Genomic DNA, 18,878 nt, shown 5'->3' on the forward strand with positions numbered 1-18,878 from the left:
CCGGGTCCGGGTGATGTCGGGGGTGCGCCCGGGCCGCGCACCCCCGGCACGCCAGAATGGGCCGGTGAGCTCACCGCGCAGCATCGCCATCCTGGGGTCCACCGGCTCGATCGGGACCCAGGCCATCGACGTCATCTCCCGCAACGCCGACCGGTTCCACGTCACCGCGCTCAGCGCCGGCGGGGCCAACCTGGCCCTGCTCGCCGAGCAGGCGGTAGCGCTGCAGGTCGAGCAGGTGGCCGTCGCCTCGGGCGAGCGCGAGGAGGTCTCGGCGGCGGTCGCCGCGGCGGCCGCGCGGGCGGGCCACCGGGAATACCGGCCCGAGGTACTGGTCGGGCCCGGGGCGGGCACGGCGGTGGCCGGGGCGGGGGTGGACGTGGTGCTCAACGGCATCACCGGCTCCATCGGCCTGCGGCCCACCCTGGCGGCGCTGGAGGCGGGCTCCACGCTGGCGCTGGCCAACAAGGAGTCGCTCATCGTCGGCGGTCCGCTGGTCAAGGCGGCCGCGCGTCCCGGCCAGATCGTGCCGGTGGACAGCGAGCACAGCGCCCTCGCGCAGTGCCTGCGCGGGGGCCTCGCCGGGGAGGTCGCTCGCCTGGTCGTGACGGCCAGCGGTGGCCCGTTCCGCGGGCGGACCCGGGCCGAGCTGGCCGACGTCACCCCCGAGCAGGCGCTGGCCCACCCGACGTGGGCCATGGGCCCGGTGGTCACCACCAACTCCGCGACCCTGGTCAACAAGGGGCTGGAGGTCATCGAGGCCCACCTGCTCTTCGACATCCCCTTCGACCGGATCGAGGTCGTCGTCCACCCGCAGTCGGTCGTGCACTCGATGGTCGAGTTCACCGACGGCTCCACCCTGGCCCAGGCCTCGCCGCCGGACATGCGGCTGCCGATCGCGCTCGGTCTGGGCTGGCCCGAGCGGGTGCCGGGTGCGGCGCCGGCGTGCGACTGGACGCGGACGGCGACGTGGGAGTTCTTCCCTCTGGACGACGAGGCCTTCCCGGCCGTCGCCCTGGCGCGGCACGTCGGGACCGAGGGCGCGACGTACCCGGCGGTGTTCAACGCCGCGAACGAGGAGTGCGTCGAGGCCTTCCTCGGCGGGCGGATCCAGTTCGTCGACATCGTCGACACCGTCGCGCGGGTCGTCGAGGAGCACGTGGTGAACGATCCGGGCGCCCTGAGCGTTGAGTCGGTGCTGCGCGCCGAGTCCTGGGCGCGAGCCCGGGCGAGGGAGGTCCTCGGCCTGGCCGCACGTGAGACGGTGGAGTCGTGAGCTACGTCCTGGGTGTCCTGTTCGTCGCGCTGGGTGTCGGCGCGTCCATCGCCCTGCACGAGATCGGGCACCTGGTGCCGGCCAAGCGCTTCGGCGTCAAGGTCACGCAGTACATGGTGGGTTTCGGCCCGACGGTGTGGTCCCGGCACCGCGGCGAGACCGAGTACGGCCTCAAGGCCATCCCGCTCGGCGGCTACATCCGGATGATCGGCATGTTCCCGCCCAAGCCCGGTGACGACCCGACCATGCTGCGCGCGTCGACCACCGGCCGGTGGAGCCAGATGATGGACCAGGCCCGGCAGGACTCCCTGGAGGAGGTCCAGCCCGGCGACGAGCACCGCGTCTTCTACAAGCTGCCGGTGCGCCAGAAGCTCGTGGTCATGCTCGGCGGCCCGACGATGAACCTGCTCATCGCGGTCGTCCTGCTGACCGGCATCTTCACCATGCACGGCATCGCCACCGAGACCTCCCGCGTCGGGCTGGTCCAGGAGTGCGTGCAGACCGTGGCCAGCACCTCCGCCAGGCCGACGGCGTGCGCGGCGACCGACCCGGTGGCCCCGGCCAACAAGGCCGGCCTCAAGCCCGGCGACCGGATCGTCGCGATCGACGGCAGGCAGGTCTCCACCTTCGAGCAGGTGCGGGCGGTCATCCGCACCCACGGCGGCGCCCCGGTGGCCCTGGTGGTCGAGCGTGACGGCACGCGGATGCCGATCACGGTGACGCCGATGCTCACCGACCGTCCCAAGGTCGACGCCGACGGCAAGCCGGTCACCGACTCCTCGGGCAAGGTCGTCACCGAACGGGTCGGCTTCGTCGGCATGGGCGGCTCGCTGGAGGTCGTCAAGCAGCCGCTGACCGCCGTGCCCGGCCTGGTGGGTGGCGCGATCGGCCAGACCGCCGGCGTCGTGCTCAAGCTCCCGCAGAAGATGGTGGGCGTGGCCCAGGCGGCGTTCGGCTCCGGCCCGCGCGACGTCAACAGCCCCATGTCGGTCGTGGGTGTCGGCCGGGTGGCCGGTGAGGTCGCCAGTGGCGACATCGGTGGCTTCGGTGGCTCGGTCGGTGACGTCATCATCTTCGAGCTCGGGCTCATCGCCTCGCTGAACCTCGCGCTGTTCGTCTTCAACCTCATCCCGCTGCTGCCGCTGGACGGCGGGCACGTCGCCGGCGCCCTGTGGGAGGGCCTCAAGCGCGCGATCGCGCGCGCCCGTCGCCGCCCCAACCCGGGCTACGTGGACGTGGCCAAGGCGCTGCCCGTGGCGTATGCCGTGTCCTCGGTCCTCATCGTCATGTCGGCGCTGCTGATCTACGCCGACGTCGTCAACCCGATCAAGATCGGCGGCTGACGCCGCCTCTCACCGACTGAGACGGGTGGGGGATACTGCGGGCATGACGGTTTCGCTCGGAATGCCTGCCACACCGCCGCCAGTCGTCGCCCCGCGGCGCAAGTCGCGCAAGATCAAGGTCGGCACGGTGGACGTCGGTGGTGACGCCCCGATCTCGGTGCAGTCGATGTGCACCACCCCGACGACCGATGTCAACGCCACGCTGCAGCAGATCGCCGAGCTGACCGCGACCGGATGCGACATCGTGCGCGTGGCCTGCCCGAGCCAGGACGACGCCGACGCGCTGCCCGAGATCGCCCGGCACTCCCAGATCCCGGTCATCGCGGACATCCACTTCCAGCCGAAGTACGTCTACAAGGCGATCGAGGCCGGCTGTGCCGCCGTCCGGGTCAACCCCGGCAACATCCGCAAGTTCGACGACCAGGTCAAGCAGATCGCCCGCGAGGCGAAGGACGCCGGCGTCTCGATCCGGATCGGCGTCAACGCCGGTTCGCTCGACCCGCGCCTGCTGGAGAAGTACGGCAAGCCCACCGCCGAGGCGCTCGTGGAGTCGGCCGTGTGGGAGGCCTCGCTGTTCGAGGAGCACGACTTCCACGACTTCAAGATCTCGGTCAAGCACAACGACCCGGTCGTCATGGTGCAGGCCTACGAGATGCTCGCCGAGCGGGGCGACTGGCCGCTGCACCTCGGCGTGACCGAGGCCGGCCCGGCGTTCCAGGGCACGATCAAGTCCTCGGTGGCCTTCGGTGCGTTGCTGGCCAAGGGCATCGGCGACACCATCCGCGTCTCCCTCTCGGCCCCGCCGGTGGAGGAGGTCAAGGTCGGCAACGCGATCCTGCAGTCGCTCAACCTGCGCCCGCGCAAGCTCGAGATCGTCTCCTGCCCGTCCTGTGGCCGCGCCCAGGTCGACGTCTACACCCTCGCCGACCAGGTGACCGCCGGCCTCGAGGGCCTGGAGGTGCCGCTGCGTGTCGCCGTCATGGGCTGCGTCGTCAACGGCCCCGGCGAGGCCCGCGAGGCCGACCTCGGTGTCGCCTCCGGCAACGGCAAGGGCCAGATCTTCGTCAAGGGTGAGGTCATCAAGACCGTGCCGGAGGCCAAGATCGTGGAGACCCTCATCGAGGAGGCCATGCGCATCGCGGAAGAGATGGGCGAGCCCGTCGACGGCGCGGAGGAGACCGGAGGTCCGGTCGTCACGGTGAGCTGACACCACGCCACGCCTGACCGGGCGGTCCTGCACCTGCAGGGCCGCCCGGTCTGCGTGTGGGTGGCCGGCGTCAGTCGGGCAGCCGGCGCCGTCCGGCGAAGCCGAGGTCGCTGCGGTGGTACCAGTGCAGCCCCTCGTCACCCTCGAGCCAGCACAGCAGCACCGGGACCCCGTCGAGCTCGGAGGGGAAGTCGAGCAGCAGCGGGGCCAGGCCCTTGAGCTCGGCGCCGGTCTGCTGCACCCGGGTCATCAGGTCGTCGAGCCGGGCCTGGGCGGCCTTGAGCTCGGGCAGGCCGCCCAGGGTGGTGGGCCGGCCGCCGGGCATGGTGGCGGTCGCGAGCTCGGCGGCGTCCGCGCGCAGCGCGACGATCTCGGCGAGCACGGGGCGCAGGTCGGCCAGCTCCGCGCGCGCCTCCTCCACGGTGAACAGACTCATGCGCCCCAGCCTCGCAGCAGGTCCTCGGCGCCCGCGAGGTCGGCCAGCACCTCGGCCGCGGTGCGCTCGTGCCGGAGCAGTCCGACGCCCTGGCCGGCGTAGACGTAGCCGACGTCGAGGTCCTGGCGCCGGCGGCCCTCGGCCAGCTCGGCCGCCGCCGCGTCGTTGCGGACGAGCTCGTCCTCGCGGCCCTCCCACCGGTCGAAGAACGCGTTGCGCAGTGCCCGCCCGCCGTACTCGGGCGGCCAGCCCAGGCGCTGTGCCACGTCGAAGACCCGTCCGTATGCCGTGTCCGCCTCCGACGCCTCCAGCAACCGCGCCAGGGCGGCCGGCGTCGTCTCGGCCTCGCGGCAGGTGAGGAACGCCGTGCCGACCCACGCCCCGGCCGCTCCTGCGGCGAGGGCCGCCGCCAGCCCGCGGGCGGTGCCGATGCCGCCAGCGGCGACGACGGGGAGGTCCACCTCTTCCAGCACCGCTTGCAGCAGGGCCAGCGTGCCCACGTCGTTCCGCCCGTGTCCCCCGCCCTCCGCGCCGCGGGCCACGACGAGGTCGACGCCGGTGTCCTGTGCCTGGACCGCCTCCTGCGCCGTGCCGACCTGCGTGGCCACTCGGATCCCGCTGTCCTGCAACCGGCGCACGGCGTCGGCGTAGGGGCCGAAGCTGACCGACACCAGTGCCGGTCGCGCTGCGACCACTGCGTCGAGCTGCTCGGGGTGGTCGGGCAGCACCCAGGCCATGAGCCCGACGCCCCACGGCCGTCCGGGTGCGGCCGCGACGGCCGCCTGCTGCGCGATCCAGTCAGCGGTGGCCGCGCCGCCGGCACCGACCATCCCCAGCCCGCCGGCCGATGAGACCGCTGCAGCCAGCCGCCCGGATCCCACACCCGCCATGGGTGCGCCGACCACGGGCACATCCAGCCCGAAGGTCTCGGTGAGCCAGGTCCTGAGCATGTGCCGCCTCCTCGCGTCCCGGGTGCCGGGCCTCCATCCTCGTCCTGGGGCCGACCGCCGACGAGCCGGGAGGGCAAGGCCCGTCTCGGATGGTGAACGGGCGGGACCCCCGGTTATTACCAAACCTTTGCTCTCCTATAACGTCCGGTTTTGTGACGAGCCGCTCCGGGACCACGCCCACGCTGATGTGTCGGTAGCCGCGCGCCCGGGTCAGACGACCCGGGATCGCGCGGCCACGGCATACGCCGCCTCGCCCCGGACCCTGCTCCACCGGCAGCACACCTGACCGCCGACGCGCCACCGCGTCCGCGCGGCTGCCTGCCCGCCACACCTGACGCCCGAAGGAAAAGTCATGTCCACCAAGCGTTTCCGTGTCATCACCGCCGCCGTGGCGGCCCTGGCTGCCGCCGTCTCGCTGAGCGCGTGCGGCCCGACCAAGGCCAGCGCCGACAACCCCTACGCCCTGCAGCAGCCGGGCACCCTGCGCGTGGGCACGCTCACCGACGCCCCGCCGAACGTCTACCTCAAGGACGGGAAGTTCACCGGCTTCGACAACGACCTGCTCGTCGCGGTCGCGGCGAAGCTGCACCTCAAGGTCGAGTTCGTCGGCACCGACTTCTCCGCGTTGCTGGCCCAGGTCAAGAGCGGCAAGTTCGACCTCGGCTCCTCCTCGATCACCATCACGGAAGCGCGGAAGAAGACGGTCGACTTCACCAACGGCTACGACTTCGGCTACTTCGGCCTCGACGTGCCGCAGGGCTCCCCGATCCGCAGCTTCGACCAGCTCAAGGGCAAGCGAGTGGCGGTCGTGCAGGGCACCGTGCAGGACGACTACGCCTCCAAGAACGGCCTCGACCCGGTCCGCGTCCCGGACTACAACAGCGCGCTGAACCAGCTCAAGGCCGGCACCGCGCAGGCGTGGATCGCGCCGGCGGAGATCGGGGAGAAGACCGCCAAGGACAGCGGCGGCAAGGTCGTCCTGGCGCAGAAGCAGCTGAGCCCGGCGCCGACGGCGTTCGCCATCGCCCACGGCAACCCCAAGCTGCTCGCCGCGCTGAACAAGGCCCTCGACGAGGTCATCGCCGACGGCACGTGGAGCCGGCTCCAGGCGCAGTACTACCCGGGCCGCACGATCCCGGCGGACTTCAAGCCCGGCAGCGGCACGGTCGCGGTCCCGGCGAAGGCCGCGAGCTGACCTGACGACACCGGACGAGGGGAGGGCCCCATGGACATCCTGACGACGCTGTGGCAGACGTTCTTCGACGTTGACGCGATGCGCGCGGCGCTGCCGGACCTGCTCACGGTCGGGCTGCCCAACACACTGCTGCTGGCCCTCTCCTCGGCCGTGGTCGGCACCGTGCTCGGCATGCTGCTCGCGGTCGCCGGCCTCTCCGGCAGCCGCTGGCTGCGCTGGCCGGCGCGGGTGTACACGGACATCTTCCGCGGGCTGCCGGCCGCCGTGACCATCCTGCTGATCGGCGTGGGCCTGTCACCGCTCGGCCTGCAGGTCTGGGGCCCCAACCCTTACCCGCTCGGCATCCTCGCGCTCTCGCTCATCGCCTCGGCCTACATCGGCGAGATCTTCCGCTCGGGTATCCAGTCGGTCGAAGCCGGCCAGCTCGAGGCGGCGCGGGCGCTGGGCCTCAGCCGGTCCGCCGGGATGCGCCTGGTCGTCATCCCGCAGGGCGTGCGCCGCGTGCTGCCGGCCCTGGTCAACCAGCTCATCGCCCTGATCAAGGAGAGCTCGCTGGTCTACTTCCTCGGCCTGGTCGCCAGCCAGCGCGACCTCTTCCGCATCGGCCAGGACCAGGCCGCCAACACCGGCAACGAGTCGGCGCTGCTGCTGGCCGGCCTGTTCTACCTGGTCATCACCATCCCGCTCACCCATGCCGTCAACGCGATCGACCGGCGCCTGCGCGAGGGGCGCCGGGCCGACGCCGGCCAGCCGGTGGAGGACGACCTGCCGCTGCCGATCACCCAGGAGGCGCACTGATGACCGCACCCGCCGCCGAGCTGACCGCCCCGGCAGCCGTCAGCGTGGCCACCCGCGACGTGCACCTGTCCTTCGGCGCCCACCAGGTGCTGCGCGGGGTCGACCTCGACGTCGCGGCCGGCACCGCCACCTGCGTCATCGGTCCGTCCGGCTCGGGCAAGTCCACGCTGCTGCGCACCGTCAACCGGCTGCTCGAGCCCGACCGTGGCGACGTCCTGCTCGACGGTCGCAGCGTGCTGGGCGAGGACCCCGACGCCCTGCGCCAGCGGGTGGGCATGGTGTTCCAGCACTTCAACCTGTTCCCGCACAAGTCCGTCCTGGCCAACGTCACCCTCGGGCTGCGCAAGCTGCGCGGTATGCCGTCCGAGCAGGCGCGCGAGGTCGCCCTGCACCACCTCGGGCAGGTGGGGCTGCGCGACAAGGCCGACGTGCGCCCCGGGCGCCTCTCCGGCGGGCAGCAGCAACGGGTCGCCATCGCGCGCGCCCTGGCGATGCAGCCGCAGGTCATGCTCTTCGACGAGGCCACGTCCGCGCTGGACCCCGAGCTGGTCAAGGGCGTGCTCGCCACCATGGCCGACCTGGCCGCCTCCGGCATGACCATGCTCGTGGTCACGCACGAGATGGGCTTCGCCCGCGAGGTCGCGGACCGGGTGTCCTTCATGGATGCCGGCCGCGTCGTCGAGTCCGGTCCGCCGGAGCAGGTCTTCGAGGCGCCGGAGAGCCCGCGGCTGCAACGGTTCCTGTCGCAGGTGCTCTGAGGGCGCCGGGGCGGGGACGGGTCAGGCCATGGCCCGCGCGGCGTCCAGCGACGGCAGGTGGTCGACCACGCAGGCGTAGTAGCGCATGGCGAGCACGCCGTCGGCCCGGTCGACGCTGCCCTCGCCCACGGCGATCACCGTGTTCAGCCACTGGTACCTCTCGTCGTCGGTGCGGAAGAGCATGACGTGCACCCCCCTGCCGTCCGTGATGGAGGACATCCCGGTGAGGCTGAACAGCACGAAGCCGCCGTCGCCCACGTCCACGGTGCCCCGGGCGTCGGGGAACGCGTAGCCGCCCCGCAACCGCGGGTAGTTGGCCCACCGGGCGGTGCCGTTGACCCGCCCGGAGAGGATGCCGGTGCCCTGGCCGTAGACCTGTCCGTCACCCCCGCCGGGGGAGCCGACCTCATGCAACAGGTCGTAGTGCCAGTTGGCGTCGAAGAGGTGGTCGAGTCTCATGGTCTGCCTCCCGCCGGCCGGGTCGCCCCGGCCCTCAGCCCTGCCCCTCCCATGGTCGCGCCGCACGTCGCGGGCGTACAGGTCGGCCGAAGCGGTCGACACCGGGCCCGGCGGCAGGCAGGCTGGAGGCGTGCTGCGCACCCAGAGCCCGGTCCGCGCCCTCACGGTCGCCGACCGGGACGGCGCGCTGGAGGTTTGCGCCCGTGACGCCGCGGCCAACGTCTTCGTCGCCGCGCGCATCCTCGAAGGCGCCCTGGCCACCCAGCCGGGCAGCCTCCTCGGCTACGCCGAGGGGGAGGAGCTGACCTCCCTGTGCTGGGCCGCGGCAAACCTGGTCCCGGTCGAGGCCGACGAGCACGCCGTGGTCGCCTTCGCCGCCAAGGTGCGGCGCTGGCGCCGCCAGTGCTCCTCGCTGTTCGGCCCGGCCGACGCGGTCCACGGGCTGTGGCAGGAGCTCGGCGGCCACTGGGGTCCGGCGCGGGCGATCCGGGCCCACCAGCCGATGCTGGCGGTGACCGACAGCCCGGTGGACTGCGGCGTCACGCCCGACCCGGCGGTGCGCCGGGCCCGCCTCGACGAGGTCGACCTGGTCGTCCCCGCCGCCGCGGCCATGTTCACCGACGAGATCGGCTACCCGCCCTACTGGGGCTCGGACACGGCCTACCGGCAGTCCATCGCGGCGCTGATCTCCCGGGGCCACACCTTCGTGCGGGTCGAGGACGGCGAGGTCGTGTTCAAGGCCGACGTCGGGTCGGTGGCCCTCGGTGTCGCCCAGGTGCAGGGCGTCTGGCTCAAGCCGTCGTGGCGCGGCCAGGGCTACGCCGAGCCGGCGATGGCCGCGGTCGTCGACATCATCGAGCGCGAGGTCGCCCCGATGGTGACGCTCTACGTCAACGACTTCAACGCCCCGGCTCGGGCGACCTACAAGCGAGTCGGCTTCACCGAGGTCGGCAGCTTCGCCACCGTCCTGCTGTGAGCCGTCCCTCTGGTTGGATCGGGGCATGGCTGCCCCTCTCACCCGTGACCTCAAGGGTCTCGCCGCGCTGTTCACCACCTCCGGCGTGCTGCACCTGGTCCGCCCTCAGCCGTTCGAGTCGATCACCCCGCGCCGGCTGCCGGCCCGCCGCGGCCTGGTCTACGCCTCCGGCGTGGCCGAGATCGCCTGTGCCGCAGGGCTACTGCACCCGCGCACCCGCCGCCTCGCCGGCTGGGCCAGCGCCGCGCTGCTGGTCGCCGTGTTCCCCGCGAACATCCAGATGGCCGTGGACGAGACGCGCCGGGTCGAGCGGCGGCTGGGATCGGGCCGGCCGGCCAACCGTCGCCGGCAGCTCGCCACGATCGCCCGGCTGCCGCTGCAGCTGCCCATGGTGCGCACCGCCCTCAAGGCGACCCGGGACGAAAGTGGCAGGCACACGGCATACCGCGGCGTGAAACTGCCGTGAGCCCGCCCGCCGTGGGCCGATATCCTCGCGGGGTCCGGGGCGAGCGTCGCGACCGGACCTGACGAAGGAGTGATCGTGGCCGCCTTGCGCATGTCGACCCTGTTCCTGCGAACCCTGCGCGAGGACCCGGCCGACGCGGAGCTGCCGAGCCACAGGCTGCTCGTGCGCGCCGGCTACATCCGCCGCGTCGCGCCCGGCATCTACACCTGGCTGCCCCTGGGCCTGAAGGTGCTGCGCAACATCGAGCGCATCGTCCGCGAGGAGATGGACGCCATCGGCTCCCAGGAGCTGCTCTTCCCCGCGCTGCTGCCCCGCGAGCCCTACGAGGCCTCCGGCCGGTGGACCGAGTACGGCGACAACATCTTCCGCCTCAAGGACCGCAAGGATGCCGACTACCTGCTCGGGCCCACGCACGAGGAGATGTTCACCCTGGCGGTGAAGGACCTGTACTCCTCGTACAAGGACCTGCCCCTGTCGATCTACCAGATCCAGACGAAGTACCGCGACGAGGCGCGTCCCCGCGCCGGCCTGCTGCGCGGGCGCGAGTTCACGATGAAGGACTCCTACTCCTTCGACGTCGACGACGCGGGCCTGGACGCCTCCTACGAGGCCCACCGCAAGGCCTACATCCGCATCTTCGACCGGCTCGGCTTCGACTACGTCATCGTCGCCGCGATGGCCGGGGCCATGGGCGGCAGCAAGTCCGAGGAGTTCCTCGCCACGGCCCAGCACGGCGAGGACACCTACGTGCGGTGCACCCACTGCGACTACGCCGCCAACGTCGAGGCGGTCAAGGTGCCCGTCCCCGAGGCAGTCGCGTATGACGGGCTGCCCGCCGCGCACGCCGAGGACACCCCCGACACGCCCACCATCGAGTCCCTGGTCGACCACCTCAACGCGCACTTCCCCCGCGAGGACCGCCCCTGGGCAGCCGGCGACACGCTCAAGAACGTGCTCGTCACGGTGGTCCACCCCGACGGCACCCGCGAGCCCCTCGCCATCGGCGTGCCCGGCGACCGAGAGATCGACGAGAAGCGGCTCGGCGCCCAGCTCGAGCCCGCCGAGGTCGAGGCGTTCGGCGAGGCCGACTTCGCCCGCAACCCCGCGCTGGTCAAGGGCTACATCGGCCCCGAGGTCCTCGGCGAGGACGGCAAGTCCGGCATCCGCTACCTGCTCGACCCCCGCGTCGTCGAGGGCACCGCGTGGGTCACCGGCGCCAACGTCGCCGGCCAGCACGTCATCGACCTCGTCGCCGGCCGCGACTTCACCGCCGACGGCACGATCGAGGCCGCCGAGGTCCGTGACGGCGACCCCTGCCCCAACTGCGGCCACCCCCTGGAGTCCGCGCGCGGCATCGAGATGGGCCACATCTTCCAGCTCGGCCGCAAGTACGCCGACGCGCTCGAGCTCAAGGTGCTGGACCAGAACGGCAAGCTCGTCACCGTGACGATGGGCTCCTACGGCATCGGCGTCAGCCGGGCCGTGGCCGCGATCGCCGAGGGCACCCACGACGAGATCGGCCTGGTCTGGCCCCGCGAGGTCGCCCCGGCCGACGTGCACGTCGTGGCCACCGGCAAGGACGAGGCCGTCTTCGCCAAGGGCGAGGAGATCGTCGCCGCGCTGCAGGCCCGGGGGCTCGAGGTCCTCTACGACGACCGCAAGGGCGTCAGCCCCGGCGTGAAGTTCAAGGACTCCGAGCTCATCGGCGTGCCCACCATCGTCGTCATCGGCCGCGGCCTGGCCGACGGCACGGTCGAGCTCAAGGACCGAGCCAGCGGCGAGCGGCGCGAGGTCGCGGTCGACGGGATCGTCGACGCGGTCGTGTCGGAGGTCCGCGGGGCCGACGCGCGATGAGTGTTGGCACCACCCCGGTCGAGGCGGTCATCTTCGACTGGGGCGGCACGCTCACGCCCTGGCACACCATCGACCTGGCCGAGCAGTGGCGGGTCTACGCCCGCGAGCTGGCGGCCCGGGCCGACGACTTTGTCGATGCCGAGGCCCTGGCGGCGCGGATCCTCGCGGTCGAGGACCGGGCGTGGAAGCGGCTGCGCGTCGACGGCGGTAGCGCGCACATCGAGCAGGTGCTGCGCGAGGCCGGCGTCGAGAGCGACCACCCGGGGCACCCTGCCGCGCTCACGGCATACCAGGAGTTCTGGGAGCCGCACACCTTCACCGACCCGCAGGTCGAGCCGCTGTGGCGCGGCCTGCGGGAGCGGGGCGTCAAGGTGGGCGTGCTGTCCAACACGATCTGGCCGGCCGGCTACCACGACGGCGTCTTCGCCCGTGACGGCGTGCTCGACCTGCTCGACGGTGCCGTCTACACCTCCGAGATCGACCACGCCAAGCCGCACCGCGAGGCGTTCCGGGCGGCCATGGCAGCGGTCGGCGTCGAGGACCCGGCGGCCGCGGTCTACGTGGGTGACCGCCCGTACGAGGACGTCCACGGTGCCCAGCGGGCCGGGCTGCGGGCGATCTGGGTGCCGCATTCCGACATCCCGATGGACCAGCAGGTGCACGTCGACGTCACCCCTGACGGCGTCGCCCACGAGCTGCTGGACATCCTGAAGATCGTGGACAGCTGGCTGGGGGCGTGAGCGACCCGTCGCTGCAGACCACGCTCCTGCTCATGCTGGCCGGCCTCACCGCCGGCTGGATCGACGCGGTGGTCGGCGGGGGAGGGCTGGTGCAGCTGCCGGCGCTGGTGCTCGGCTTCCCCCACGCCGCCCCGGTGCAGGTCCTGGCGACCAACAAGCTCGGCTCCATCTGCGGCACGTCGGCGAGCTCGCTGACCTACTACCGCCGGGTGCGTCCCGACCTGCGCACCGCCCTGCCGATGGCCGGCGTGGCCTTCCTCGGCTCGCTCGGCGGGGCGGTGCTCGGGTCGCACATCCCCAAGAGCGCGTTCAACCCGCTGATCCTGGTCGTGCTCGTCGCGGTCGGGGCCTACACGCTGCTCAAGCCTGACCTCGGCTCGGCCACGCAGCTGCGCTTCGCCGGGCGCCACCACGTCATCGCGGCCACCGCGGCCGGCTTCGTCATCGGCGTCTACGACGGCGCGCTCGGCCCGGGCACCGGCTCCTTCTTCGTCTTCGCCCTGGTCGGCCTGCTCGGCTACGCGTTCCTGCAGGCCAGCGCCAAGGCCCGGATGGCCAACTGGGCCACCAACGTCGCCGCCCTGGTCGTGTTCATCCCGCAGGGTGCGGTGATGTGGCGGATCGGGCTGCTCATGGGCGGGTGCAACCTGCTCGGGGCCTATCTCGGCGCCCGCACCGCAGTGGCCCGCGGGGCGGGGTTCGTGCGCGTGGTGTTCGTCCTCGTCGTCGGCGCGTTCATCATCCGCATCGGCGGGGTGGTCTTCGGGGCGTGGAGCTGAGCCGGCCGCTCTGAGGGCCGTCTGAGAAGGCTCACAGATGCTGGTGCGGCTGGCTCACAGCAAACGCCCAGCATCCGCCCCGAATCTGGACCACGTGAGCACGACACCGCAGGTCATCGAGCAGCAGCGCCCGGCCGCCTCCCGCGCGGACCGGGCGCCCACCGTGCCCGCGGTCCCGCAGACACCCCGCTGGTGGCGCGACGCCGCCGGGGCGCTGACCTGGCTGAGCCTGCTGTTCGTGGTGGCCCTGTGGGTCGGCGGCGGCGGCCTGCAGGACCTGGGGGCCGTGGGCACCGGGCTGACCAGCCTGGGCCGGGTCACCGGCCTGGTCGCCTCGGACCTGCTGCTCATCCAGGTGCTGCTCATGGCCCGCATCCCCGCGGTCGAGCGCAGCTACGGCCAGGACGAGCTCGCCCGGCGCCACCGCCTGGTCGGCTTCACCTCGTTCAACCTCATGCTCGCCCACATCGTGCTGATCACGCTGGGCTACGCGGCCACCTCGCCGGCCGGCCTGTGGGGCACGATCGTCGACTTCGTCGTGAACTACCCGGGCATGCTGCTCGCGGTGGCCGGCACGGTGGCCCTGGTCGCGGTCGTGGTGACCTCGGTCAAGGCCGCCCGCGCCCGGCTGCGCTACGAGTCGTGGCACCTGATCCACCTCTACGCCTACCTCGGCGCCGGCCTGGCCCTGCCGCACCAGCTGTGGACCGGCAAGGAGTTCCTCAGCTCGCCGGTCTCCACCGTCTTCTGGTGGGGCCTGTACGCCGCGGCCGCCGGCAGCGTCCTGCTCTACCGGGTGGGGCTGCCCGTCTACCGCAGCTGGCGCCACCGCCTGGTCGTCACCGACGTCCGCGCGGAGAGCCCCTCGGTCACCACCGTGGTCATCGGTGGCCGCGACCTGGACCGGCTCGGGGCCCGGGCGGGGCAGTTCTTCCAGTGGCGCTTCCTGGACGGTCCGGGCGCCACCCGGGCCCACCCCTACTCGCTGTCTGCCGCGCCGGACGGCAGGAGCCTGCGGATCACCGCCGCCCACCTCGGTGACGGCTCGGCCGCCCTGGCGCGGGTCAAGCCCGGCACCCGGGTCATGGTCGAGGGTCCCTACGGCCGCCTGCACGCCGGGGTGCGCACCCGTCGCAAGGTGCTGCTCATGGCCTCCGGCATCGGCGTCACGCCGATGCGGGCGCTGCTGGAGGAGCTCGACCAGCGGCCCGGCGACGTCACCCTCATCTACCGCTGCCGGCACGAGGACACCGCGATCCTGCGCCAGGAGCTGGTCGGGCTCGCCTCGGCCAAGGGGGCGCGGCTGTTCCTCGTCCCCGGCCGGCGCCGCCAGGGCGTGGAGAGCTGGCTGCCCGAGTCCGCCGGTGACCTCGACGACGTGAGCGCCCTGCGCCAGCTCGTGCCCGACGTGGCCGACCACGACGTCTACCTGTGCGGCAGCGCCGGCTGGATGACCGCCGCCGGCCGGGCCGCCCAGGCCGCCGGCGTCCCGCCCCGGCACGTGCACCTCGAACGCTTCAGCTACTGACCAGGCCGGCCACCCGGCATACCAAGGAAGAGCTCCCATGCGACGCATCGTCACCGCCCTCCTCGGCACCGTCACGGTGCTGGTGCTGCTGTTCAGCTACCGCACCAGCACCAACAGCGGCAGCCCGGTTCCTGCCGCCCTCGGCGCACCGAACCAGCCGGCGGTCACGGGCAACAACCCGACCCCCACCCCGACGCCGAGCCGTACGACCACGTCCGGGGGGCTCGGCGGCGGGGACGACGGCGGCGGGTCCGACGACGGCGGGGCCGCCGCGCCCCTTCCGGCGCCCAACCAGCCGGCGACCACGTCTCCGCCGTCGACCAGCTCCGGCAACGGCACGACCACGGGCACCTTCACCGGCGACAACGTGATGACCCGCTGGGGCCCGGTGCAGGTCCGGATCACGGTCAGCAAGGGGAGGATCACCCAGTCGCAGGCCGTGGTGTACCCGTGGAGCAACCCCCGGGACCAGGAGATCAACAGCTACGCGCTGCCCGTGCTGGACCAGGCGGCGGTGCAGGCCCAGAGCGCCCACATCGACATGGTCTCCGGCGCCACGGTGACCAGTGGCGGCTACATCCAGTCGCTGCAGTCCGCGATCGACAAGGCGCACCTGTGACCGCCGACGTCGCCACCGGGCAGCGGGCCTGGGTGGAGCAGATCATGGGGATGCCGGTCAGCATCCACCTGCGCGGCGCCGACCTGCGGTGCGCCACGGTCGAGGAGGCCGTGGAGGCGGCGTTCGAGGAGCTGCGGCACGCTGACGCGCTGTTCAGCCTGTGGCAGCGCGGCAGCGAGGTCCGCCGGATCCGGCGGGGCGAGCTGAGCCTGGCCGACAGCGACCCGCTGGTGCAGGAGGTGGCGCGCTGGTGCCGCCAGGCGACCGAGCGCACCCACGGGGCGTTCACCTGCGAGCTGCCCGACGAGGACGGCACGCGGCGCTGGGACCCCACCGGGCTGGTCAAGGGCTGGGCCGTCGAACGGGCGGCCGCGGTGCTGGACCGGCTGGACGGCTACGCCCACAGCGTCAACGCCGGGGGCGACATCGCCCTCGGCGGCCATGACGCCAGCGGTCCGGTGCGGCCGTGGCGCATCGGCATCGAGGACCCCCGCGACCGTTCCCGGATCGCCGAGGTCGTCGAGATGGTCTGCGGCGGGGTCGCCACGTCCGGCACCGCCGCGCGCGGTGCGCACCTGTGGGACCCCGAGCGTCAGGAGTGGGTGCGTCGCACCGGCTCGGTGACCGTGGTCGGGCCGTCCCTGCTGTGGGCCGACATCTGGGCCACGGCGCTTTTCGTCGGCCCGCCCGGGCTCGTCCGGGAGCTGCCCCGGCTGGAGCCGGACTACCGCGCGATCGTGCTCTGACGTCAGGCGACCGGCCCGCGCCGTCAGGGGTGCTGCACGAGCCACCACGCGGCATACGGCGGAAGCCACAGGTTGCCGTCCTCGCCGGGCTGCACCCGGTGGGCGCCGATCGCGTCGTACGGGTCATCGACGCCCTCGTCGGCCACCCAGTCCGCCGGCCAGGCGCGCCAGGTGTCGGTGACGTTGTAGAGCGCCACGAGCGCGCCGAGCGGGTGCCGGCGCACCGTGCCGAGCACGCCGGGGTCTGCCACCGGCAGCACCTGCGTCCGGACGGTCGCGTGCAGGTGGGGCAGCCCGCAGCGCACCGCCGCGAGGTGGGCCAGGGACTCGAACACCGCACCGGGGACGGTCCCCGGGTCGTGCCGGGCATGGGCGCGCTCCCGGTCCAGCCGCGGCCGGTGCGCCCAGCGGTTGTCGTCCGCGTGCCCGGGTTCGTCGGCCCAGTGCGGGTCGTTGGGCTGACCGAGCTCGTCCCCGCTCCAGATCACCGGGACCCCGCCCCAGCCCATGACGATCGCGTGCACCAGCCGGACCCGGGCCAGGGCGGCGCGCACGTCGGCGGTGTCGGGCGCCGGGTCGGCCGGGTCCCGTCGGGTCAGCGCGCTGGGGGCGTGGGCCTGCTCCAGCGCGGCCTCCAGCCCGATGAGGCTCGCGGTCGTGCCGCTGACCCGCCGGTCGCCGGTCGCCGGGTTGAGCTGGAACGTCAGCCCCCGCGCCGGGGAGCCGTCGAAGTCCCCGGTGTACCAGTCGGACAGGAACGCCCGGTGGGCGTGGCCGGACAGGCCCATGGCCGCGGCGTCCCGGTCGTCAACGGCCCAGCCGATGTCGTCGTGGCAGCGCACGTAGGTGATCCACGCCGACGTCGTCGGGGCCGGCGGCAGGGAGCCCAGGGTGTGGGCGGCCAGGCGGACGTCCTTCGCCGCCAGCATCGACCACACCTGCACCATGAGGGCGTTGTGGTAGGCGAGGTCGCTGACCTTGCCGTGGTGGCTGCCCTGCCCGAGGTACTGCACCAGGTCGCGGGGGCTGACGATCGCCTCAGCCTTGAAAACCGTTGCGGGACAAGCGATCCGCATCACCGCGCGCAGGGCCTGGGTGAGGTGGTGGACCTCGGGCTGGTTCTGGCAGGTGGTGCCGAGGCGCTTCCAGAGGAAGGCGATCGCGTCGAGCCGGAGCACCTCCACGCCGAGGTTGGCCAGGAACAGCATGATGTCGGCGAACTCGGCGAGGACGTCCGGGTTGGCCCAGTTGAGGTCCCACTGCCAGGCGTTGAACGTGGTCCACACCCATGCGTCGACCTCGTCGTCCCAGGTGAAGCTGCCCGGGGCGAAGTCGGGGAACACCTCCGGCAGGGTCTGCTCGTAGGCATCCGGTTCGCGCCGGTCGGGGAAGAGGTGGAAGTAGGCCCGGTGCTTCTCGCTGCCCTGGCGGGCCAGCACCGCCCACTCGTGCTCGCGCGCGACGTGGTTGAGCACCAGGTCCAGGCACAGGCTGATCCCGGACCGCCGCAGCGCCGAGGCCAGCTCGCGCAGGTCACCGACCGAGCCGAGGTCGGGTCGCACCCTGCGGTAGTCCGCCACCGCGTAGCCGCCGTCGTTGTCGCCGTCACGGGGCAGCAGCAGTGGCATGAGGTGCAGGTAGGTGACCCCCAGCTCCTCCAGGTACGGGATCTTCTTGCGCACCCCGTCGAGGTCGCCGGCGAACCGCTCGGTGTAGGCCGCGTAGCCCAGCATCTGCTCGCACTGGAACCAGTCCGGCTGCAGCATGCGCTCCAGGTCCAGCCGGTGCAGCTCGGGGTCGCGCTCGCGGTATGCCGTGGCGGCCAGGACGACCAGCCGCTTGGCGACCTCCTCGGTCGCGGCCGGGGAGTAGACGCCGCGCAGCCCGTGCCACAGGTCGGTCCACCACCGGTCGAGCCGCACGCGGAACAGCTCGAGCCGGTCGTCCGGCAGGTCACCGAGCGTCGCGGCGGCGATGCTGTGGACGCTCTCGGGGGCACGCGTCATGCCTCATGGTCCCGCGGGAGGGGCGGTTCGGCACCCCGTCGGCTCAGCCCCGCTGCAGGGCCTCTCGCAGCGCGGCGGCGTCGGTGACCGGCGCGTCGCAGACGAACCCGCGGCACACGTAGGCGGCCGACCCGCCCGACACGAGCGGCCGGTCCGCCAGCAGCGGTATGCCGGGTGCGTCCGGTGCGCCCGTGGCGAGGACGAGCCCGGGGGAGGAGGAGCGGCGGGCCACGGCCAGCAGCGTTGCGGCATAGCCGTCCTCGCCGACGACGGCGACCTGCAGGGGCCCGGCGAGGGCAGCCTCGGCGGCGGCGAGGGTCCATCCGGCGAAGCGCGGGTCCCGGCCCGCCAGCGCGCCGGCGGCAGCGATCGCGGCGTCGGCGCGCTCGCGGTGCTCGGCGGAGCCGGTCAGGGCCGACCACGTCAGCAGGGCGTGGGCGATCGAGGACTGGCCGCACGGCTCGGCGTTGTCGGCGTCGCTTCGCGGCCGGGTGAACAGCTCCTCGGCGTCGTCGGCGGTGTCGTGGAACCCGCCCCGTCCGTCGGCGAAGTGGGTCACGGCCAGGTCCAGCACCGTGCCCGCCACCTCGAGCCACTGCGGTTCGCCGGTCGCCTGGTGCAGCGCCAACAGCCCCTCGGCGAGGTCGCCGTGGTCGTCGGCGACGCCGGCCGCCTCTCCCACGCGTCCGTCGCGGGAGGTGCGGCGCAGCCGGCCGTCGACGATGTGGCTGTCCACGACGAAACG

Annotated in this window: 18 protein-coding genes and 1 pseudogene; 14 read left to right on the forward strand and 5 right to left on the reverse strand. The window is 72.9% G+C overall.

Annotated features, from left to right (window positions below; translation table 11 throughout):
- Positions 1 to 13 precede the first annotated feature (13 nt).
- Genes dxr through ispG form a run of 3 tightly spaced genes read left to right on the forward strand, consistent with a single transcriptional unit; the run spans position 14 to position 3,823 of the window.
- Positions 14 to 1,273 (forward strand): 1-deoxy-D-xylulose-5-phosphate reductoisomerase, encoded by a 1,260-nt coding sequence (gene dxr / locus ACXVGS_RS10540; protein ID WP_458536932.1) that lies wholly within the window; start codon positions 14 to 16, stop codon positions 1,271 to 1,273.
- Entirely contained in the window at positions 1,270 to 2,616 is a 1,347-nt protein-coding gene (locus tag ACXVGS_RS10545) for a M50 family metallopeptidase (protein WP_458536933.1), read from the forward strand. Before dxr ends, ACXVGS_RS10545 begins: the two co-directional genes overlap by 4 nt.
- A gap of 43 nt (positions 2,617 to 2,659) precedes the next feature.
- Entirely contained in the window at positions 2,660 to 3,823 is a 1,164-nt protein-coding gene (ispG, locus tag ACXVGS_RS10550; RefSeq protein ID WP_458531193.1) for a flavodoxin-dependent (E)-4-hydroxy-3-methylbut-2-enyl-diphosphate synthase, read from the forward strand.
- A 70-nt stretch (positions 3,824 to 3,893) separates the two neighbouring features.
- Here ispG and ACXVGS_RS10555 read toward each other — a convergent pair whose 3' ends face one another.
- Together ACXVGS_RS10555 and ACXVGS_RS10560 are read right to left on the reverse strand one after the other, a co-directional pair.
- Entirely contained in the window at positions 3,894 to 4,259 is a 366-nt protein-coding gene (locus ACXVGS_RS10555; protein ID WP_458527596.1) for a DUF2203 domain-containing protein, read from the reverse strand.
- On the reverse strand, positions 4,256 to 5,209 hold the full coding sequence (locus tag ACXVGS_RS10560) for an NAD(P)H-dependent flavin oxidoreductase (RefSeq protein WP_458534706.1): 954 nt from the start codon (positions 5,207 to 5,209) through the stop codon (positions 4,256 to 4,258). The genes ACXVGS_RS10555 and ACXVGS_RS10560 overlap by 4 nt, the downstream gene beginning before the upstream one ends.
- A 352-nt stretch (positions 5,210 to 5,561) precedes the next feature.
- On the opposite strand from ACXVGS_RS10560, the gene ACXVGS_RS10565 reads away from it, so the two are divergent.
- The 3 genes from ACXVGS_RS10565 to ACXVGS_RS10575 are packed head-to-tail and all read left to right on the forward strand — an operon-like array spanning position 5,562 to position 7,960.
- Positions 5,562 to 6,404: an ABC transporter substrate-binding protein gene (locus tag ACXVGS_RS10565; RefSeq protein ID WP_458527594.1), complete on the forward strand. Its 843-nt coding sequence runs from the start codon at positions 5,562 to 5,564 to the stop codon at positions 6,402 to 6,404.
- Positions 6,405 to 6,434: 30 nt separating this feature from the next.
- Complete coding sequence (locus ACXVGS_RS10570; protein ID WP_458527593.1) at positions 6,435 to 7,202, forward strand: amino acid ABC transporter permease; 768 nt, start codon at positions 6,435 to 6,437, stop codon at positions 7,200 to 7,202.
- Positions 7,202 to 7,960 (forward strand): amino acid ABC transporter ATP-binding protein, encoded by a 759-nt coding sequence (locus ACXVGS_RS10575; RefSeq protein WP_458527592.1) that lies wholly within the window; start codon positions 7,202 to 7,204, stop codon positions 7,958 to 7,960. Before ACXVGS_RS10570 ends, ACXVGS_RS10575 begins: the two co-directional genes overlap by 1 nt.
- Before the next feature lie 21 nt (positions 7,961 to 7,981).
- Here the strand turns inward: ACXVGS_RS10575 and ACXVGS_RS10580 are convergent, their stop codons facing one another.
- On the reverse strand, positions 7,982 to 8,419 hold the full coding sequence (locus ACXVGS_RS10580) for a hypothetical protein (RefSeq protein WP_458527591.1): 438 nt from the start codon (positions 8,417 to 8,419) through the stop codon (positions 7,982 to 7,984).
- Positions 8,420 to 8,549: 130 nt separating this feature from the next.
- On the opposite strand from ACXVGS_RS10580, the gene ACXVGS_RS10585 reads away from it, so the two are divergent.
- From ACXVGS_RS10585 to ACXVGS_RS10620, 8 genes are all read left to right on the forward strand, one after another.
- The gene (locus ACXVGS_RS10585) at positions 8,550 to 9,395 is read left to right on the forward strand and encodes a GNAT family N-acetyltransferase (RefSeq protein WP_458527590.1); all 846 of its coding nucleotides are present in this window, start codon (positions 8,550 to 8,552) and stop codon (positions 9,393 to 9,395) included.
- Positions 9,396 to 9,420: 25 nt separating this feature from the next.
- Positions 9,421 to 9,861, forward strand: coding sequence for a DoxX family protein (locus ACXVGS_RS10590; protein WP_458527589.1), 441 nt, complete (start codon positions 9,421 to 9,423; stop codon positions 9,859 to 9,861).
- A gap of 90 nt (positions 9,862 to 9,951) precedes the next feature.
- Entirely contained in the window at positions 9,952 to 11,715 is a 1,764-nt protein-coding gene (locus ACXVGS_RS10595; RefSeq protein ID WP_458536934.1) for a proline--tRNA ligase, read from the forward strand.
- A complete protein-coding gene (locus ACXVGS_RS10600; protein WP_458530957.1) occupies positions 11,712 to 12,455 on the forward strand; it encodes an HAD family hydrolase in 744 nt (247 codons plus the stop codon). Before ACXVGS_RS10595 ends, ACXVGS_RS10600 begins: the two co-directional genes overlap by 4 nt.
- Positions 12,452 to 13,234, forward strand: coding sequence for a TSUP family transporter (locus ACXVGS_RS10605; protein WP_458530956.1), 783 nt, complete (start codon positions 12,452 to 12,454; stop codon positions 13,232 to 13,234). Before ACXVGS_RS10600 ends, ACXVGS_RS10605 begins: the two co-directional genes overlap by 4 nt.
- A 94-nt stretch (positions 13,235 to 13,328) precedes the next feature.
- A complete protein-coding gene (locus ACXVGS_RS10610) occupies positions 13,329 to 14,762 on the forward strand; it encodes a ferredoxin reductase family protein (protein WP_458534284.1) in 1,434 nt (477 codons plus the stop codon).
- Between the two features lie 37 nt (positions 14,763 to 14,799).
- Positions 14,800 to 15,381 (forward strand): FMN-binding protein, encoded by a 582-nt coding sequence (locus ACXVGS_RS10615; protein ID WP_458530953.1) that lies wholly within the window; start codon positions 14,800 to 14,802, stop codon positions 15,379 to 15,381.
- Complete coding sequence (locus ACXVGS_RS10620) at positions 15,378 to 16,127, forward strand: FAD:protein FMN transferase (protein ID WP_458530952.1); 750 nt, start codon at positions 15,378 to 15,380, stop codon at positions 16,125 to 16,127. Before ACXVGS_RS10615 ends, ACXVGS_RS10620 begins: the two co-directional genes overlap by 4 nt.
- Before the next feature lie 23 nt (positions 16,128 to 16,150).
- Here the strand turns inward: ACXVGS_RS10620 and ACXVGS_RS10625 are convergent, their stop codons facing one another.
- A complete protein-coding gene (locus ACXVGS_RS10625) occupies positions 16,151 to 18,133 on the reverse strand; it encodes an alpha-amylase family protein (protein ID WP_458531199.1) in 1,983 nt (660 codons plus the stop codon).
- A 43-nt stretch (positions 18,134 to 18,176) separates the two neighbouring features.
- Positions 18,177 to 18,878, reverse strand: a pseudogene (locus ACXVGS_RS10630) (hypothetical protein); the annotation flags it as partial.

The sequence above is a fragment of the Oryzihumus sp. genome (assembly GCF_054325275.1).

Bases quoted from the DNA above. Each gene is read 5' to 3' on its own strand.
- ACXVGS_RS10580 (WP_458527591.1), bottom strand. From the start codon at position 8,419: ATGAGACTCGACCACCTCTTCGACGCCAACTGGCACTACGACCTGTTG.
- ispG (WP_458531193.1), top strand. From the start codon at position 2,660: ATGACGGTTTCGCTCGGAATGCCTGCCACACCGCCGCCAGTCGTCGCC.
- ACXVGS_RS10570 (WP_458527593.1), top strand. From the start codon at position 6,435: ATGGACATCCTGACGACGCTGTGGCAGACGTTCTTCGACGTTGACGCG.
- ACXVGS_RS10575 (WP_458527592.1), top strand. From the start codon at position 7,202: ATGACCGCACCCGCCGCCGAGCTGACCGCCCCGGCAGCCGTCAGCGTG.
- ACXVGS_RS10615 (WP_458530953.1), top strand. From the start codon at position 14,800: ATGCGACGCATCGTCACCGCCCTCCTCGGCACCGTCACGGTGCTGGTG.
- ACXVGS_RS10590 (WP_458527589.1), top strand. From the start codon at position 9,421: ATGGCTGCCCCTCTCACCCGTGACCTCAAGGGTCTCGCCGCGCTGTTC.
- ACXVGS_RS10625 (WP_458531199.1), bottom strand. From the start codon at position 18,133: ATGACGCGTGCCCCCGAGAGCGTCCACAGCATCGCCGCCGCGACGCTC.
- ACXVGS_RS10600 (WP_458530957.1), top strand. From the start codon at position 11,712: ATGAGTGTTGGCACCACCCCGGTCGAGGCGGTCATCTTCGACTGGGGC.
- dxr (WP_458536932.1), top strand. From the start codon at position 14: ATGTCGGGGGTGCGCCCGGGCCGCGCACCCCCGGCACGCCAGAATGGG.
- ACXVGS_RS10560 (WP_458534706.1), bottom strand. From the start codon at position 5,209: ATGCTCAGGACCTGGCTCACCGAGACCTTCGGGCTGGATGTGCCCGTG.
- ACXVGS_RS10595 (WP_458536934.1), top strand. From the start codon at position 9,952: ATGTCGACCCTGTTCCTGCGAACCCTGCGCGAGGACCCGGCCGACGCG.
- ACXVGS_RS10565 (WP_458527594.1), top strand. From the start codon at position 5,562: ATGTCCACCAAGCGTTTCCGTGTCATCACCGCCGCCGTGGCGGCCCTG.
- ACXVGS_RS10555 (WP_458527596.1), bottom strand. From the start codon at position 4,259: ATGAGTCTGTTCACCGTGGAGGAGGCGCGCGCGGAGCTGGCCGACCTG.